This window comes from Janthinobacterium aestuarii (assembly GCF_051380835.1).
Lineage (GTDB): Bacteria > Pseudomonadota > Gammaproteobacteria > Burkholderiales > Burkholderiaceae_D > Janthinobacterium > Janthinobacterium aestuarii.
In genome coordinates, this window is the sequence record NZ_JBNYXU010000012.1 from 74012 (window position 1) to 91217 (window position 17206).

Below are 17206 nucleotides of genomic sequence, written 5' to 3' on the forward strand. Positions count from 1 at the left end.
GTTTCTTTTTGATAATTTAAAATTCACAATGAAAAATCCTGCCGCCCTGTTTTCCCTGCTACTCAGTGCCTCCGGTTTTGCCCAGGATGCCGTCACCACCGAAGCCCCCGCAGCTGCCGCCGCCGAAGCGGCCAGCGCGCCGGCAACATCGACTATCAGCCGCCTGCGCCTGTTCGGCCAGAATGGCGCCACGGCCTTCCTGTACCGCGACAGCAGCTGCATCCGCGGCATGTTCAGCGATGGCGCGGAAAAGGCCAGTGGCGGCATGGGTTCCGCCTTCGGCTCCCTGATCGGCAGTGTCAGCAATACCAGCCTGGGCATCGCGGAGACGGAAACGTCGAAAAACCTGTCGCGCAAGGATGGGATTTTCTCGAAAGCCTATTTCCGCGAATATGAAGTTCCCGCCGACAAGCCCAGCAGCCTGCGTATCGGCTTCCGGGACGTTTCGCCATTTTATGTGGTCAACGGCATCAACTATGACACCGTGTCGCCCAGCTGCAGTGGCGACATCACCTTCACGCCGCGCGCCGGCGAAGATTACGAAGCGGCGTTCTCGTGGGAAGGCAAGTACTGCAGCATCAGCATCAACCGGATAGTCGCCAAGGACGGCAAGACGGAACTGACGCCCGTTCCCGTCACGCGCGCACCGAGCTGCTAAGCAATTCAGGCGGCGCCGACGAATCCCGTGCGCAAGGGCGTGGCCCAGTCGGGCCGGCCGTTGGCCAGCGCCAGCCGGGCCGCCTTTTCCCAGTCATATTCCACGGCGTATAACTGCGCCGTCCAGCGGCCATCGGTTTCTTGTTCGGCAATCGCATAGCGTGCGTGCGGTGTGCCGTTTTCCATCACGTGCGGATAACCATGATCGTCGTCGTAGGCCTGCAAGCCGACGCTGCCCGGGTTGACGATCAGCCGCCCATCATCCAGGCGTACCTGGCGCGGCATGTGCGTGTGGCCGCACAGGGTCAGCGCGGCGTCCGTCTCGCCGGCGCGTTCGGCCACTTCTTGCGGCGTGGCGGCGCGGCTGCCTTGCGGTGTGACGCTGTCGAGAAAATACACGAGGTCGCTGGCGGGCGTGCCATGCACGAGCAGCACATCATGCCGCAGGCGCAAGGTGGCGGGCAGCGCCGCAATCCAGTCCAGTTGTTCCGGCAGCAGTTGCGCCCGCGCATAGGCATCCGACACACCCATGCGGGCCGGATCGCCCAGCAACTGGCGCTCGTGGTTGCCGCGGATGGTGGGCAGGCCGAGCGCCATCAGGCGCGCCGCCGTGGCGCGCGGCTGCAGATGGCCCGAGACGATATCGCCAAGGTTGACGGTCACGTCCACGCCACGCCGGGCGATGTCGGCCAGCACGGCGTCAAGCGCTTCGAGGTTGCCGTGAATATCGGATATGGCAGCGATTCTCATGCGGTGTCTCCTCCTTGTGTAGACCATTCTGCCCGCGTCTGCCGTTGCAGGCAATGCTGGTGTGTGTACCAGCTGTTACACGCGGTAGGACAAGTCCGACGGCAATTTGCGCCGTGCGGCTACGTAAGTTAAAAGTAACAATTGCTACCATTTCCTCATTGCACTGCCGCCCAAAGGGTCGCGGCAGTTTTCACTTTATTTTGAGGAGTTGCTCCATGTCTGCCATGTCCGTGTCCACCCGCCTGTCCCCACCACGCCCGCACCACCTCGCCTTGCGCGGCGTCATGATGCTGGGCGTGCTGGGCATCGCCACGGCGGCCGCCACGGCGCGGGCCGAGCCGTCGCCCACCCTGGATCGTGTCAGCATTTCAGTAGGCGCCTTTTCCGCCGATCCGCGCATCAATATCGGCGCCGACACGCAATTTGGCCGCATCGACGCGCCCGAATCGAAGCCTGGACACACCACGATTCCCCGCGTAAAAGCGGACTTGCTGATCGGCGACCGTCATGGCCTGGCCTTCGATTACTACCGCTACGACAAATCCTACACGCCCACCTTGACGGGCGAAACCATCATCAATGGCCAGCCCGTGACGGGCACGGCCACGGCGAATGCCGATCTGAAGCTGGACCTGGCCAAGTTGGCGTATAAATGGTGGCTCGGCAGCGGCAACGACACCTTTGGCATCGGCCTGGGCGCCGCCTACTACCATGCCAACCTGAAAGGCACGGCCACCGGCGTCGTCAATGGCGAAACGGCCACGGCGCGCGATTCCATCGGCGAGCACGCGTTTGCACCGCTGCTGGAAGTGGGCTGGCGCCATGCCTTCACGCCGGACTTGCGCATGTACGCGGAAGCGTCGGGCATCAAGAAAAACGGCGGACGCATCAACGGTCACATCTACGGCGGGAATGTCGGCGTGGAATGGTTCCCGTTCAAGAATATCGGTTTCGTGGCCGATTACGGCATCTCGAAAATCAAGCTGCACCGCGACAGCGAACGCGCTGCAGACCTGAACATCCGCCTGACGGGACCGTCGGCGTATGTGAAAGTACGCTTCTAATCCAGTTCAAGCCGCCGGTCTCAGCAAAGACAGCTGAAACTGCGGCAAGTGCGGATCGTCGTACGCCTCGACCCTGGCAAACGGCAGGCGCGCAAACGCTTGCCGCCAGAACGCGCAGGCGGCGGCATCGGCGCGGAACGTCGCCACCATCCACGTTTGCTCGCTGCCCAGCAGCACGCGCCGGACCACTTCCAGCGCCAAACCCCGGCGCCGGTACTTATTCAAAATAAAGATATCGCTGAACTCCTGCACCGGCAGCTTGCCCGCCATGCCGGGCTCGGTGATGAAAAAGCCGGCCAGCGCACCATCGACCTCGATCCAGACGGCCGTATGTCCGGGCGCATGCACATACTCGGCCAACCCGGCATCGCACACGTCGTAGCGGCCATCGGCCAGCACGTCTTCGCCGCTCCAGGCGGCGTTGTCGTAACAGTACAGCTGGAACAGCTGCGCCAGCGCCCTTTCTTCACCGGGTGCAACGGCGCGTAATGTCATGTTCTGGAATACCGGCATGGTCCGTCTTTCCGCCGCATGGCGTCGCTGAAATGGCGAGTGTAGCACCACGTCCCTCCTCCCTCCTCCCTGGCGAGGAAGCCCAGAAGAGGACAGTGAAACGCTATCTGCAGGGCAAGGACGGCCCGCTGCATCCCCGTTCACGGCATCAACGGTACACCAATCCCCCATCGATCAGCGGCGCCTGCCCCGTCATGTAATCGGCATCGGGCCCGGCCAAGAAAGAGACGAGCCCTGCCACGTCGTCCGGCGTCTCGGCGCGTCCCAGCGCGATGCCGTCCACATATTTTTTATACGTCGCGCCCAGCTCGGCGCCCGTTACTTCGGCCATGCGCTTGTCGATCTCGGTCCACATGTCCGTGCCGACGACGCCAGGGCAATACGCGTTGACGGTGATGCCATCGGCCGCCAGTTCCTTGGCCGCCGCCTGCGTCAGCGCGCGCACGGCAAACTTGGTGGCCGAGTACACGCCCAGCAAGGCAAAACCGTCATGCCCGGCGATGGAGCAGGCATTGATGATCTTGCCCTTCTGCTTTCGCTTTTTGAAGGTCTTGGCGGCCGCCTGGATGCCCCAGAGCGTCCCTTGCACATTGATGCGCATGATGCGGTCGACCTCTTCCGGCGTCACGTCGAGCAGCGGCTGCACTTGCGCGATGCCGGCGTTGTTGACGATGATGTCGAAGCCGCCCAGTTCCTGCTCGGCAAACGCCACCGCTTCGGTGACCTGAGCGAGCTGCGACACGTCGGCAATAAAAGTGACGGCGCGGCGGCCCAGCGCGCGCACTTCGGCGGCGGCCGTGTCGAGCTTTTCCTGGTTCAGATCCACCAGCGCGATATCGGCGCCATCCTTGGCCAGGCGCAAGGCGATGGCCTTGCCGATACCTTGCGCGGCCCCCGTGACGAGCGCGACTTTACCGGAAATACCCATGCTGCGTTCCTTTCAGAGTAGTGAGAAGAGACGCTTCAGCCTACCTGAATTTCGTCTTTTTCCGCGCCTTGAAACGTGCGCGCCCGGAAAAAGCGCACAGGTCAAGAAAGGAGGAAAAAAAATGCACCGGCACACGCTATGCGAGCGCTGCCGTACTGGCCAATGGCGGCACCTGGCGTAACATGGCCAGCATCGCCGGCGAGCGCGCTGGCACCACTTCAAAGGACGTCCCCATGCCGCATCGCCACCGGCCCATCCGCACCAGCCTGCTGCTGGCGGCCCTCGTTTTCACCACGCCCGCCTGGAGCGCCGACCCGGTCCACAAGGAAACAGTGGAACTGACGGCAGGAAAAACCGTGCACAGCGTGAAAGGCAAGATCAAGGGCTATGCCACAGCCGAATACACGGTAACAGGCAAGGCCGGCCAAACCCTCAGCGTCAAGCTCAAGACCAATCAACCGTCGAATTACTTCAACATCCGCCAGCCAGGCCAGGATGAAGCCCTGTTCATCGGTTCATCCGGCGGCAACAGCTACCTGGCAAAACTGCCGGCCGATGGCGAGTACACGGTACAGGTTTACCTGATGCGCAACGCTGCGCGCAGGAATGCCGTGGCCAGCTACAGCCTGGAGACGGGCTTGCGCGATTAAGCAAGAGAGCAGCCGACGCGGTCGATACGGCCCGCGTAACAGCCCCGCTTGGCATTGTGAACATGAATATAACTGACGTCCGCATTGGCAAATAGTCGTTCAATGAGGGCTTCCATGGCAGTGCCGTCCACCACGTCGGCATCGAGCATCATGCCATCGGCAGCATAGGCGCGCAGCGACAACAGGCGCAGCCGCATCGATTCCGGCACCTGGTTGACGGCATCGTACGCTTGCATGGCGCCCTCGCGGACAAAAATGGCGTGGGAAGCCCGGTAAGGCGTCATGGCGGGCTGGCACACATGATTCAATAACAGCACGGTCTCGCCCAGTTCGGCGTCCACCAGCGCTACGCGGTCAGGAAATCCGGGGTGTTGGTCGACCACCTGGCGCCGCATGCCGAGCGCCGTTAACTCGGCATCGGACAAGGAAAAAAAGGGCAGAAAAGGTTCGGGCGACAAGCCCGTAATACGAAAATCCATGCTGTTCTCCGGCGTCGTCAAAACCACCATCAGACCAGCATGGAGACGGCGCCGCCATCCGCTTCTTGCTATGGAATGTGATCATGCGCCCCGGATCGCCTTCTAGCGCCCCTGCGCATAAAAAAAGCCTGCTTCACGGAGGAAGCAGGCTCTTTATCCGCAGTGTCTGACGGCAGGCGTCAGAACAGCGTGCTTAGAACGGGATGTCGTCATCCATATCCGAGAAGTTCGGGGCTGGTTTCGGTGCCGGGCGTGGCGCCGGAGCCGGAGCTGGACGCGGGGCTGGCGCCTGGCGCGGGGCCGGGGCGTCGTAGCCGCCGCCACCGCCACCACCGTAGCTGTCATCGCCACCGCCGGCGTCGCCGCCCATGCCGGAACGGCCGCCCAGCATTTGCATCTGTTCCGCGATGATGTCGGTTGCGTACTTCTCGACGCCGTCCTTGTCCGTGTATTTACGGGTTTGCAGACGGCCTTCGACGTAGACGGACGAACCTTTTTTCAGGTATTGGCCGACGATTTCCGCCAGGCGGCCGAAGAACGAGATACGGTGCCACTCTGTCAATTCTTTTTGTTCGCCCGTGTTGCGGTCCTTCGATTTGTACGAAGTGGCCACGGCGATGTTGGCGATCGCGTCGCCGCTAGGCATGTAGCGGATTTCCGGGTCACGGCCCAGATTGCCGACGATGATGACTTTGTTGACTGATGCCATGAATAACTCCTGATGAACTGCAGCGGGAGCCGGTGTCCCGCGCGTTAGTTTAGTGTACTAAACGAGGATTATAAGCGACCACGCGGCGCAAAGCACCCGCTTTCTGGCGGACGCCATCTCCCGTGCGGCAGCACGTTTTTTTCACGGCAGGGGAAAACAAGGAACTTGAATACTGGTATTATATACAGTATTCAAACGTCAGTACGCATCTGCATCAAACTTTGTCAGGGCACGTTCGCCCGGCGGCGCAATCCGCCCATGGACGCCTCAGGCATGCAGAGCAAAACCCGGCTATAGTTACAGGTTGACCCGTTGTGGCTCCTCATCCGCCCCCAGGCAAATGCGCCGGCCGCACCACTCACTGAAAGCAAGGCAATCACATGGAACAGATCCGCATTCGCGGCGCTCGCACGCATAACCTCAAGAATATCAATCTCGATTTGCCGCGCAATAAGCTGATCGTGATTACCGGCTTGTCCGGCTCCGGCAAATCCTCGCTGGCCTTCGACACCTTGTACGCGGAAGGCCAACGCCGCTATGTCGAGTCGCTGTCGGCCTATGCGCGCCAGTTTTTGCAATTGATGGAAAAGCCCGACGTCGACCTGATCGAAGGCTTATCGCCGGCCATCTCCATCGAACAGAAGGCAACGTCGCACAATCCGCGCTCGACCGTGGGCACCGTGACGGAAATTCACGATTATCTGCGCCTGCTGTATGCGCGCGTGGGCACGCCCTACTGCCCCGACCATCCGGAAAACGCGCTGGCCGCGCAATCCGTGTCGCAAATGGTCGATGCCGTGCTGGCCATGCCGGAAGACACCAAGCTGATGATACTTGCGCCCGTCGTTGCCAACCGCAAGGGCGAACACGTGGACCTGTTCGAGCAGATGCAGGCGCAGGGCTTCGTGCGCTTTCGCGTACAGAGCGGCACGCATGCGGCCAAGATCTATGAAGTCGACGACCTGCCGAAACTGAAGAAAACGGAAAAACACACGATCGACGTCGTCATCGACCGGGTCAAGGTGAACCAGGAGATCAAGCAGCGCCTGGCGGAAAGTTTCGAGACGGCCCTGCGCCTGGCCGATGGCCGCGCCATTGCCTACGAAATGGATACGGCCCAGGAGCACGTGTATTCCAACAAGTTCGCCTGCAATGTGTGCGGCTATTCCCTGCAGGAACTGGAACCGCGTCTGTTCTCGTTCAACAACCCGATGGGCGCCTGCCCCGAATGCGACGGCCTGGGACACATTGAATTCTTTGACCCGAAGCGCATCGTCGCGTTCCCGAACCTGTCGCTCGCTTCGGGCGCCGTCAAGGGCTGGGACCGCCGCAACCAGTTTTACTTCCAGATGCTGTCGAACCTGGCCGCGTATTACGAGTTCGACCTGGACATGCCGTTCGAACAGCTGGACTTGAATTCACAACAAGCCGTGCTGTACGGTTCCGGCAAGCAAGTGATCCCGTTTACTTATGTCAACGAACGGGGCCGCACCGTCATCAAGGAACACACGTTCGAAGGCGTGGTCAACAATCTGCAGCGCCGCTACCGCGAGACGGATTCGATGGCCGTCAAGGAAGAACTGGCCAAGTTCATCAATGAAAAATGCTGCCCCTCATGCGATGGCGCGCGGCTGCGCGTGGAAGCGCGCTTCGTCAAGGTCGGCACGGGCAAGCAGCAGCGCGCGATCTATGAAGTGGCGGAAAAACCGCTGCGCGAAACCCTGGAATTTTTTGAAAAGCTGAAACTGACGGGCGCCAAGAAAGAGATCGCCGACCGCGTGGTCAAGGAAATCATTTCGCGCCTGAAATTCCTCAACAATGTGGGCCTCGACTACCTGTCGCTGGACCGCAGCGCCGACACGCTGTCCGGCGGCGAAGCACAACGTATCCGCCTGGCGTCGCAAATCGGCTCCGGTTTGACGGGCGTCATGTATGTGCTCGATGAACCGTCGATCGGCTTGCACCAGCGCGATAATGACCGCCTGATCGAAACCTTGAAACACTTGCGCGACATCGGCAACAGCGTGCTGGTGGTCGAGCATGACGAAGACGCCATCCGTACGGCCGACTACATTGTCGACATGGGCATCGGCGCGGGCGTGCACGGCGGCGAGATCATCGCCGAAGGCACCCTGCCCGACATTCTCAAGAACAAGAAATCGCTGACGGCGCAATACCTGAACGGCAAGCTGAAAATCGCCGTGCCAGCCAAGCGCCACGCCAGCAATCCGGAAAAGCAGCTGATCATTACTGGCGCGACGGGCAACAACCTGAAAAAGGTATCGCTGAGCTTGCCGGTGGGCTTGATGACGTGCGTGACGGGCGTGTCCGGTTCAGGCAAGTCGTCGCTGGTCAACGATACCCTGTATCCGGCCCTGTCGCGCCATTTGTATGGTTCGCAGACGGAACCGGCGCCGCACGAGTCGATCAGCGGTCTGGAACACTTCGACAAGGTCATTTCCGTCGACCAGGCGCCGATCGGCCGCACGCCGCGCTCGAACCCCGCCACGTACACGGGCTTGTTTACGCCGATCCGCGACTTGTTCTCCACTGTGCCGACGGCCAAGGAACGCGGCTACAGCGCTGGCCGCTTCTCGTTCAACGTGAAGGGCGGACGCTGCGAAGCGTGCCAGGGCGATGGCGTGATCAAGGTCGAAATGCATTTCTTGCCCGACGTCTACGTCCCGTGCGATGTGTGCCACGGCAAGCGCTACAACCGCGAAACCCTGGAAGTGCAATACAAGGGTAAGAACATCACGGAAGTGCTGGGCATGACGGTGGAAGAAGCGCATGAATTCTTCAAGCCCGTCCCCTTGATCGCGCGCAAGCTGCAAACCCTGCTCGACGTGGGCCTCGGCTACATCAAGCTGGGCCAGAGCGCCACCACCCTGTCCGGCGGCGAGGCGCAGCGCGTGAAATTGTCGCTGGAACTGTCCAAGCGCGACACGGGCCGCACCCTGTACATCCTCGATGAACCGACGACGGGCTTGCACTTCCACGATATCGACTTGCTGCTGAAAGTCATCCACCGCCTGCGCGACCAGGGCAACACTCTGGTGATCATCGAGCACAACCTCGACGTCATCAAGACGGCCGACTGGATCGTCGACCTGGGTCCGGAAGGCGGCGCCGGCGGCGGCCAGATCATCGCCACGGGCACGCCGGAAGACGTGTCCCTGAACCCGGCCAGCGTGACGGGCAAGTACCTGGGGCCGCTGCTCAAGCAATAACGACGGCAGCGCAATAAAAAACGGCGCGGATTGCTCATGCAATCCGCGCCGTTTCTCTTTTGATAGCACCCCAGTCATTGCCGGCGTGTCATTTATCGCACGCCGGTCTTTGCCGGCGTGTTTCTCCCCCACTACAACTCTCAACACCTGACAAGCTACTGCGCGGCGCGCTTTGCGGCCTGCGATGCTCACCGTGCTTCAGCACGGTTGCGCTTCTTAGCCACAAATCACTGCCGCTCGCTACGCTTGTCAGATGCCGCTTTACGCTAACTTAGTTACGCACCCAGCCGCTTTTCCAGCGCAGCCTTGTTGTCTGCCAATTCCTGCGGCAGATGATACGCGAGTTTTTCAAACAACTCCGTATGCAATTTCAATTCTTCCACCCACGCGGCCTTGTCGATCGAGGTGATGGTGTCGAACTGTTCTTGCGTGAATGGCAAGCCATCCCAGTTCAGGTCGCCATACTGCGGCGTCGTGCCGAACAGGTTTTCCACGCCGCCGGCCTTGCCTTCGATGCGGTCCAGCATCCATTTGAGCACGCGCATATTGTCGCCAAAGCCAGGCCAGACGAACTTGCCAGCCTCGTCCGTACGGAACCAGTTGACGCAATAGATCTTCGGCAAGGCGGCCGGGTTGACTTTGCCCACCTTGACGCCCATGTCCAGCCAGTGCTGGAAGTAATCGCTCATGTTATAGCCGATAAATGGCAACATGGCAAATGGATCGCGGCGCACGACGCCCATCTGGCCCACTGCCGCGGCCGTCGTTTCCGAGCCCATGGTGGCGGCCATGTAGACGCCTTCGACCCAGTTGCGCGCTTCCGTGACCAGCGGCACGGTGGTCGAGCGACGGCCGCCGAAGATGAAGGCCGAGATCGGCACGCCGGCCGGATCGTCCCAGGCGGCATCAATGACCGGGTTTTGCGTCGCCGCCACCGTAAAGCGGGCGTTCGGGTGCGCCGCCTTGGTGCCGGACGCTGGCGTCCAGTCCTTCCCCTGCCAGTCGATCAAATGGCTAGGCGCTTCCTTGGTCAAGCCTTCCCACCAGACATCGCCATCGTCGGTCAGCGCCACGTTGGTGAAAATCGTGTTGTCGCGCATGGACGCCATGCAGTTGTAATTGGTTTTTTCGTTGGTGCCCGGCGCCACGCCGAAGTAGCCGGCTTCCGGGTTGATCGCGTACAGACGGCCATCCTTGCCCGGCTTGATCCACGCGATATCGTCGCCGATGGTGGTCACTTTCCAGCCGTTAAAGCTTGCCGGCGGGATCAGCATGGCGAAGTTGGTCTTGCCACAAGCCGATGGGAACGCTGCCGCCACATAATGCTTCTTGCCTTCCGGCGATTCCACGCCGAGGATCAGCATGTGTTCGGCCAGCCAGCCCGGGTTGTTGTCCGATGCTTGCGCTTCCTGGTAACCCATGTTCGAGGCGATGCGCAGGGCGAAACATTTCTTGCCCAGCAAGGCGTTGCCGCCATAGCCGGAACCGAAGGACCAGATTTCGCGCGTTTCCGGGAAATGCACGATGTACTTGGTGCTGTTGCACGGCCATTTCACGTCGGCCTGGCCGGCAGCCAGCGGTGCGCCCACGCTGTGCACGCATGGAACGAATGCGCCATCGGTGCCCAGCACGTCGTACACGGCACGGCCCATGCGGGTCATGATCTTCATGTTGACGGCGACGTAAGGCGAGTCGGACAGTTCCACGCCGATGTGCGCGATTGGCGAGCCCAGCGGGCCCATCGAAAATGGCACGACGTACATGGTGCGGCCGCGCATGCAGCCATCGAACAGGCCGTTCAGGGTGTGGCGCATTTCGCCAGGCTCGGTCCAGTTATTCGTCGGGCCGGCCGCCTCTTTCGTTGCCGAGCAGATATATGTGCGGTCTTCGACGCGGGCCACGTCGCTCGGGTCGGAGCAGGCCAGGTAGGAATTCGGGCGCTTGTCGGCATTGAGCTTTTTCATGGTGCCGCTGGCAACCATTTCGGCGCACAGGCGCTCGTACTCTTCTTGCGAACCATCGCACCAGTAAATGCGGTCTGGCTTGGTGAGCGCGGCAATGTCGGCCACCCAGTTGATCAGTTTCTGTTGTTTAATATAAGCTGGAACGTTGAGTGCGGCGACGCCACCCATGACGGGCTGATTCATATTACCTCCAATACCAATAAAAGAAATTCTGGTCGTTCCGGCAAGACAGGCAGCATCGTTGAGAGGTGGCTGCGGCTCACTGCGGGCGGCGTGTTCACGCGGGCAGGGCTCTGGTGTCGTGTCCGCCGCGGCGCTCGCGTCGGCGGCATTTACCTGGATCATGCTCCCGGGCTGCAGGAACAGTTTGCGCTATCACTATAATCAGGAAGCTGCAAAAGTGCCGGCGATTGTACACCCGCGTCACAGCTATTCTCGCAAAAATGTAGGAGAATAGCTTGACTAATGTAGTAGGCTATTCAGCATTTCCCGTATCCTGTTATTTCCCTACCAAATCCTCACTAAAATCGGCCATCCACCATGAAAATTGCCATACTCGATGATTACCAGGATGCCGTGCGCGGCCTCGATTGTTTCCGGTTGCTCGACGGCCACGAGGTCAAAGTGTTCAGCAATACGGCGCGGGGCCTGGGTCAGCTGGCGATCCGCCTGGCGCCGTTCGACGCGCTGGTACTGATCCGCGAACGCAGCAGTTTCAACCGGGCCTTGCTGTCGAAACTGCCGAATCTGAAACTGATTTCGCAAACGGGCAAGGTCAGCGGCCACATCGATGTGGCGGCTGCCACCGAGTTGGGCATCGCCATTGCGGAAGGCATGGGCTCGCCTACGGCGCCAGCCGAACTGACGTGGGCGCTGATCATGGCGGCGCAGCGCAAGATCGTGCCGTACGCGCAACATTTGCAAGAGGGACTGTGGCAGACGTCGTCGCTGGAACCAGCGCGCAACACGCTCGGTACGGTATTGAAAGGGCGCACCCTGGCGATCTGGGGCTACGGCAAAATCGGGCAACTGATTGCCGGCTATGGCCGCGCCTTCGGCATGAGTATCCTCGTGTGGGGCAGCGAAGCGAGCCGCGCGGCGGCCGTGGCGGCTGGCGATACGGCGGCAGAGTCGCGAGAGGCCTTCTTCGAGCAAGCCGACGTATTGACCTTGCACCTGCGCCTGTCCGACAAGACGCGGGGCCTGGTAACTAGTGAGGACCTGGCGCGCATGAAACCGACTTCCCTGTTCGTCAACACCAGCCGCGCCGAGCTGGTGGCCGATGGCGCGCTGGAAGCGGCCCTGCCGCAGGGGCGCCCGGGCGCCGCCGCGCTGGACGTGTTTACGGACGAGCCGCTGCCGCCAGGCTCGCCACTACAGCAGTTGCCAAACGTGCTGGCCACGCCCCACTTGGGCTACGTCGAACGTGACAGCTATGAACTGTATTTCCGCTACGCCTTGCAAAACATCATCGATTTTACACAAGGTCAATGCACGCGCCTGCTCAATCCCGAGGTGTTGCAGCACGCGCGGCAAGTCCCTCAGGAGCGCTGAAAGCCTTTCAACAGATCCGGCTCGCCCGTGATGCGGATGGCGGGCGCCGGCAGCACGTGCCGGCCACGCCACAGCCCGGCCCAGCCGGGCGGCCAGGCAATCTGAGGGCCTGCATATGGCGCCACGCCAGCGCGCACGGCGACGACCGGCACGGGCGGCATGTCGGGCAAGGGCTCGCCTGCGGTGCGCTGCATATCCAGGCTGTACATGTAATTGGGCAATAAAGCGTCGCAGACGCGGCCAAACCACTCGCTATGGTCGTCGTCGCGGCCCAGCGCCTGCGCCAGCCCCTGCGGATCGAAACGGGCCAAGGCATCGATCAGCTCGCCAGTGGTGGCGCCCGGGGAATCGCCCCAGCCCATCACGGGGTTGACGTTGTAATCGGCACCCGAGCCATACCAGCCCTCGCGCCAGGGCCGCTGCATCCAGTCGCGCGGCCCCGTAAACAAATGCCAGCGCCAGTGCAGGCCGGACGGCTTGGGCCAGGAATACAGATACAGTTTTTGATAGCCTGCCTGGTGCAGTTCGCGCACCATGGCCATCAGGCGCGCGTGCGGCATGCGGTCCGGCGGCGCGCGGCGAAACAGGATCGCTTCGCCATCGGCGAACTGCACGTCGTCGGTCGACAGGTTCAGGTCCAGGGTCCGCGCTTCGCTGCCGAAACGGGCGGCGATCCAGCCCGTCAGCAGATTGACGGACGTGATCACCCCGTAACCGCGGTGGCGGTGAAAAATGACGGTACCTGGAGCGAGCGCTTTCATACGGAGTCGGGGGTGGCAGGCAAACAAAGAAACCAGTGTACTCACAGATGGGCAAATTTTCCAGATGCGGCGCATTAGCAGGGTGGCAGGCACGCTCCCCCATCTGCGGCCGCACTCACGCAACGCTGCCAATCCACGCTATCATGCGCGTCATTCTCCACTGACATCGTGACCACATCATGACTTTGCGCATACTCGCCACCGGCGGCACTTTCGACAAGCACTACAACGAATTGAACGGTACCTTGGGCTTTTCCGACAGTCATTTGCCGGCAGCGATTGCCCGTGCGCGCATGACGGCGCCCGTAGCACTGGAGCAACTGCCACTGCTCGACTCGCTCGACATGCAGGATGCGGACCGCCAGCGCGTACTGGCCTCGTGCCGCGCGGCACAGGAAAAAGCCATCGTCATCATCCACGGCACCGACACCATGCGCGAAACGGCGCAAGTGCTGGGCGCGGCAAACCTGCAGCAAACGGTGATTTTGACGGGCGCCATGATCCCCTACGAAATCGACAACTCCGATGCCCTGTTCAACTTGGGCTTTGCCTGTGGCGTGGCGCAAACCTTGCCAGCCGGCGTCTACGTGGCCATGAATGGCCAGATCTTCGCCTGGGACAATGTACAAAAGAACCGCGCCGCCGGCGTGTTCCAACCCTTGTAAGCCTTTGGCAGACGGGGCCCGGCAAGCAGACCGGCACACGGTCTGACTGACACTCTGTCACAATTCGACCAGCCCGTTTTAACGGGCTTTTTTTACGTTTTTTTACCTTTCATAAATTCTGCAAAGCAACAGTTTTTCTCGAATTATTATAGGTAAAACATCGAATTGCCAATAGAATAATTTTATGTTGTAAAAAAACACCATTGATCATTTTTAAAAACGACGATATTAATAAATATAAGACTGTAATTTAACATTTAAATTAAATATTCTTCTGTATCCATAATTTATTGCCAAATCCGACACGGTTGAGGTGCATTTTTTCTTGCTGAGACGACATAATGTTTGCCTCGACAAGTAAGAAGTGCATTTATAACAATATTGCGCTAAGTAGTCTTCCACCTCCCACAGACGTGGTTCCGCCTACCGTACACGCCGCCGCTGGCCATCTATCCGATGGTTTGATACGTGCTCGTGTACTGCTTGTCGTTATTAAAACTACTACGGAGTAATTGTTATAATGGCATTCAAAGAAAAAATTGGCGTGCGCAGCGTACGCCTGGCCCTGACCGTACTGGCAGGTAGCGTCTTGTTCTCTGGCCAATCCATGGCGGACGAAGCAATTCAAAAAGTTGAAATTACCGGTTCGAGTATCAAACGTATCGCTGTGGAAGGCGCCTTGCCTGTACAGCGCCTGTCGCAAGAAGCGATCGCCCGTACTGGCGCCACCACCGTTGCTGATCTGGTACAAAGCCTGCCAGCAATGCAAGGTTTCACCATCGGCGCAGTTGCCGCCGGTTCCAACTCGGGTGGCCGCACCAGCGCGTCGATCCATGACATCGGCGAAAGCTACACCCTGGTTCTGCTGAACGGCCGCCGCATCGCGCCACAAGGCTCGGGTACCTCCGTCAACCTGAACGCCATTCCGATGAGCGCGGTTGAGCGCGTCGAGATCCTGACCGACGGCGCTTCGGCCCTGTATGGCTCGGACGCCATTGCCGGCGTGATCAACTTCATTCTGAAGAAAAATGTCCAAGGCGGCACCCTGGAAGCAACCTACGGCGGCCCGGAAGATAAAGGCGGCAACGCCTGGAACACCAACGTCACCTACGGTTTCGGCGATCTGGACGAAGACCGCTTCAACGTGCTGGTATCGTACCGCCACGATGAGCAATCGAAACTGAAAGCAACGGACCGCAAGTTCGCCCGTTCGTCGTACATTCCTGTCAGCTACGGTGGCAAGAACTATATCTACGACCGTACCAGCTCCTCGACGGCTCCAGCCAATGCCACGGTGGCGTTCAAGGATAAGAACACGCTGCCCATCACTTTCAGCCCGTATCTGGCAGCGCACAAAGAAGGTTGCGCACCAAACAATTTCGTCATGGCAAACAATAACCAGGCTTGCGGCTTCGATGGCGGCTCGACGGTTGAAATCGTTCCAGAATCGAAACGCGACAGCCTGTTCGCACGCGGCACCTACAAACTGACGGAAAACCTGAATGCGTTTGCCGAAGTTGCCCTGTCGCGCTATGACCTGACCGCGCGTATCGCCGCCAACCCGGTGCCGATCACGATCGCCAAAGACAGCGCCCTGTACAACACCTACGTCAAGCCTAGCCTGACGCCAGCTCAGCAAGCGGACATCAAAACCGTCACCGCCAACTATCGCATGGTCGACTGGGGCACCCGCGCCAGCAACACCATCACCGACACCAAGCACTTCGTCGTCGGCGTAGAGGGCGAAGTAGGCGAGTGGAACGTGGAATCGGCCTTGACCTGGTCGCAAAACGCGATCGACGAGCGTTATGTTGGCGGTTACGCCAAGAACGCCGACTTCGTCGCCATGCAAAGCAACCCGCTGTTCAACCCGTTCCTGCCAGCTGGCAGCGCATCGCCAGAACTGCAAAAGTTGATCAACAGCTCGCAATTCAATGGTTCGATCCGTACGGCCTCGACCACCATGCGCGGCATCGACGCGCACGGTTCGCGTGAACTGTTCTCCCTGCCAGGCGGCAAGGCCAACATCGGTATCGGCGGCGACTATCGTGAATACAATTACGAGCAATCACCAAGCGCCGGTGCCAGCACTAGCACAATCTACAACTTCAACACGTCGCCACGTTACGACCTGACCCGCGAGACCTATGGTGTGTTTGCCGAATTGCTGGCACCCGTCACCAAAACGATCGAAGTGAGTCTGGCCGGACGTTACGATACCGTGACGAAAATCGACAACGGTGTAGTGAACAAATCCATCGGTAAAGACCAAAGCGCCAGCACCTATAAAGTGACGGCACGCTGGCAGCCAGTCCAGCAATTGCTGGTACGTGGTTCGTACGGCACGGGCTTCAAGGCACCAAGCATGCTGGACATCGGCCAGCCGCTGGTCAACAACGGCTTCACCGCAAAACCATGGAACTGCCCGTTCCCAGGCGATGCCATGTGCCGTCCACCAGCAACCCAGTACAACCAATTGGCTGGTGGTAACGAAAACCTGAAACCAGAAAAATCGAAACAGTACACCGTCGGTTTCCGTATCGAGCCAAGCTCGGCATTCTCGTTCGGTGCTGACCTGTGGGATGTAAAGATCACCGACGCGGTTTCGGCAGTGAGCGAATCCCAGGCCTTCAACAACCCAAGTCTGTACCGCGACCTGTTCGGCACCTACACCGAACCATCGACCGGCAATACCTACTATGCATTCAAGTCGCTGTCGCTGAACATCGGCCAAACGCATAACCGTGGTATCGACTGGGACATGACGGCACGCAAACGTTTTGATTTCGGCAACTTCACGGCGAACCTGAGCGGCACCCATATGCTCAAAGCCGACTACACCGTGCCAGGCACCAAGGACCAGTGGACGACCAACATGAACTACTTCGGTATCACCGATGCAGTCACGTTCCGTAACCTGGCCAAGCTGAACCTGAGCCTGGAATCGGGCAAGCTGACTAACAGCGTCATCATCAGCTACCGTAACGGCTATACCGACGCTTCGGCCGAGGTAATGGATGCTGCGACCAAACAACTGGAGAAGATCCGTCTGGCCGTGCCTTCGTACACCACCATCGACTGGCAAGGTCGTTATGTGTTCGACAGCAAGAAGTCGATCCGCGCTGGTATCAAGAACCTGTTTGACCGCGCACCACCATTGTCCCTGCGCACGTCGTCGGGCCACCAGGTTGGCTTCGACCCACGCTACGCCGATCCAATGATGCGTTCGTTCTACATTACGGGCCAAATCAAGTTCTAAGTTGATTCTGTAAATCTGAACTG

At 59.9% G+C, this 17206-nt stretch carries 14 protein-coding genes; 7 read left to right on the forward strand and 7 right to left on the reverse strand.

Going from position 1 to position 17206, the window contains the following annotated elements:
• Positions 1 to 28 precede the first annotated feature (28 nt).
• Positions 29 to 658: a hypothetical protein gene (locus ACQ4WO_RS25460; RefSeq protein ID WP_436483768.1), complete on the forward strand. Its 630-nt coding sequence runs from the start codon at positions 29 to 31 to the stop codon at positions 656 to 658.
• A 5-nt stretch (positions 659 to 663) separates the two neighbouring features.
• On the opposite strand, the gene ACQ4WO_RS25465 is transcribed toward ACQ4WO_RS25460, so the two are convergent.
• Positions 664 to 1407, reverse strand: coding sequence for a metallophosphoesterase family protein (locus ACQ4WO_RS25465; protein ID WP_436483769.1), 744 nt, complete (start codon positions 1405 to 1407; stop codon positions 664 to 666).
• A gap of 215 nt (positions 1408 to 1622) precedes the next feature.
• Here ACQ4WO_RS25465 and ACQ4WO_RS25470 point away from each other — a divergent pair, with 215 nt between their 5' ends.
• Positions 1623 to 2471 (forward strand): porin family protein, encoded by an 849-nt coding sequence (locus ACQ4WO_RS25470; RefSeq protein WP_436483770.1) that lies wholly within the window; start codon positions 1623 to 1625, stop codon positions 2469 to 2471.
• A gap of 6 nt (positions 2472 to 2477) precedes the next feature.
• Here the strand turns inward: ACQ4WO_RS25470 and ACQ4WO_RS25475 are convergent, their stop codons facing one another.
• Complete coding sequence (locus ACQ4WO_RS25475) at positions 2478 to 2984, reverse strand: GNAT family N-acetyltransferase (protein WP_436483771.1); 507 nt, start codon at positions 2982 to 2984, stop codon at positions 2478 to 2480.
• A 148-nt stretch (positions 2985 to 3132) separates the two neighbouring features.
• Positions 3133 to 3912 (reverse strand): acetoin reductase, encoded by a 780-nt coding sequence (locus ACQ4WO_RS25480; protein WP_034754412.1) that lies wholly within the window; start codon positions 3910 to 3912, stop codon positions 3133 to 3135.
• Positions 3913 to 4145: 233 nt separating this feature from the next.
• Here ACQ4WO_RS25480 and ACQ4WO_RS25485 point away from each other — a divergent pair, with 233 nt between their 5' ends.
• Positions 4146 to 4562, forward strand: a complete 417-nt coding sequence (locus ACQ4WO_RS25485; RefSeq protein WP_436483772.1) for a hypothetical protein — start codon at positions 4146 to 4148, stop codon at positions 4560 to 4562.
• Here ACQ4WO_RS25485 and ACQ4WO_RS25490 read toward each other — a convergent pair.
• Entirely contained in the window at positions 4559 to 5041 is a 483-nt protein-coding gene (locus ACQ4WO_RS25490; RefSeq protein ID WP_436483773.1) for a DUF1203 domain-containing protein, read from the reverse strand. The two genes, ACQ4WO_RS25485 and ACQ4WO_RS25490, sit on opposite strands and share 4 nt — an antisense overlap.
• Positions 5042 to 5234: 193 nt before the next feature.
• The gene (gene ssb / locus ACQ4WO_RS25495) at positions 5235 to 5750 is read right to left on the reverse strand and encodes a single-stranded DNA-binding protein (RefSeq protein ID WP_034754418.1); all 516 of its coding nucleotides are present in this window, start codon (positions 5748 to 5750) and stop codon (positions 5235 to 5237) included.
• A gap of 380 nt (positions 5751 to 6130) precedes the next feature.
• Between ssb and uvrA the strand changes: the two genes are divergently transcribed.
• On the forward strand, positions 6131 to 8980 hold the full coding sequence (uvrA, locus tag ACQ4WO_RS25500) for an excinuclease ABC subunit UvrA (protein ID WP_436483774.1): 2850 nt from the start codon (positions 6131 to 6133) through the stop codon (positions 8978 to 8980).
• A gap of 275 nt (positions 8981 to 9255) precedes the next feature.
• Here uvrA and ACQ4WO_RS25505 read toward each other — a convergent pair whose 3' ends face one another.
• Positions 9256 to 11127: a phosphoenolpyruvate carboxykinase (GTP) gene (locus ACQ4WO_RS25505; protein ID WP_436483775.1), complete on the reverse strand. Its 1872-nt coding sequence runs from the start codon at positions 11125 to 11127 to the stop codon at positions 9256 to 9258.
• 357 nt (positions 11128 to 11484) lie between these two features.
• Between ACQ4WO_RS25505 and ACQ4WO_RS25510 the strand changes: the two genes are divergently transcribed.
• Complete coding sequence (locus ACQ4WO_RS25510) at positions 11485 to 12498, forward strand: D-2-hydroxyacid dehydrogenase family protein (protein WP_436483776.1); 1014 nt, start codon at positions 11485 to 11487, stop codon at positions 12496 to 12498.
• On the opposite strand, the gene ACQ4WO_RS25515 is transcribed toward ACQ4WO_RS25510, so the two are convergent.
• Positions 12486 to 13259, reverse strand: a complete 774-nt coding sequence (locus tag ACQ4WO_RS25515) for an L-asparaginase (protein ID WP_436483777.1) — start codon at positions 13257 to 13259, stop codon at positions 12486 to 12488. The two genes, ACQ4WO_RS25510 and ACQ4WO_RS25515, sit on opposite strands and share 13 nt — an antisense overlap.
• A gap of 179 nt (positions 13260 to 13438) precedes the next feature.
• On the opposite strand from ACQ4WO_RS25515, the gene ACQ4WO_RS25520 reads away from it, so the two are divergent.
• Positions 13439 to 13924, forward strand: a complete 486-nt coding sequence (locus ACQ4WO_RS25520) for an asparaginase domain-containing protein (RefSeq protein WP_034781194.1) — start codon at positions 13439 to 13441, stop codon at positions 13922 to 13924.
• A 520-nt stretch (positions 13925 to 14444) separates the two neighbouring features.
• Positions 14445 to 17183: a TonB-dependent receptor gene (locus ACQ4WO_RS25525; RefSeq protein WP_436483778.1), complete on the forward strand. Its 2739-nt coding sequence runs from the start codon at positions 14445 to 14447 to the stop codon at positions 17181 to 17183.
• The last annotated feature ends 23 nt before the right edge of the window (positions 17184 to 17206 follow it).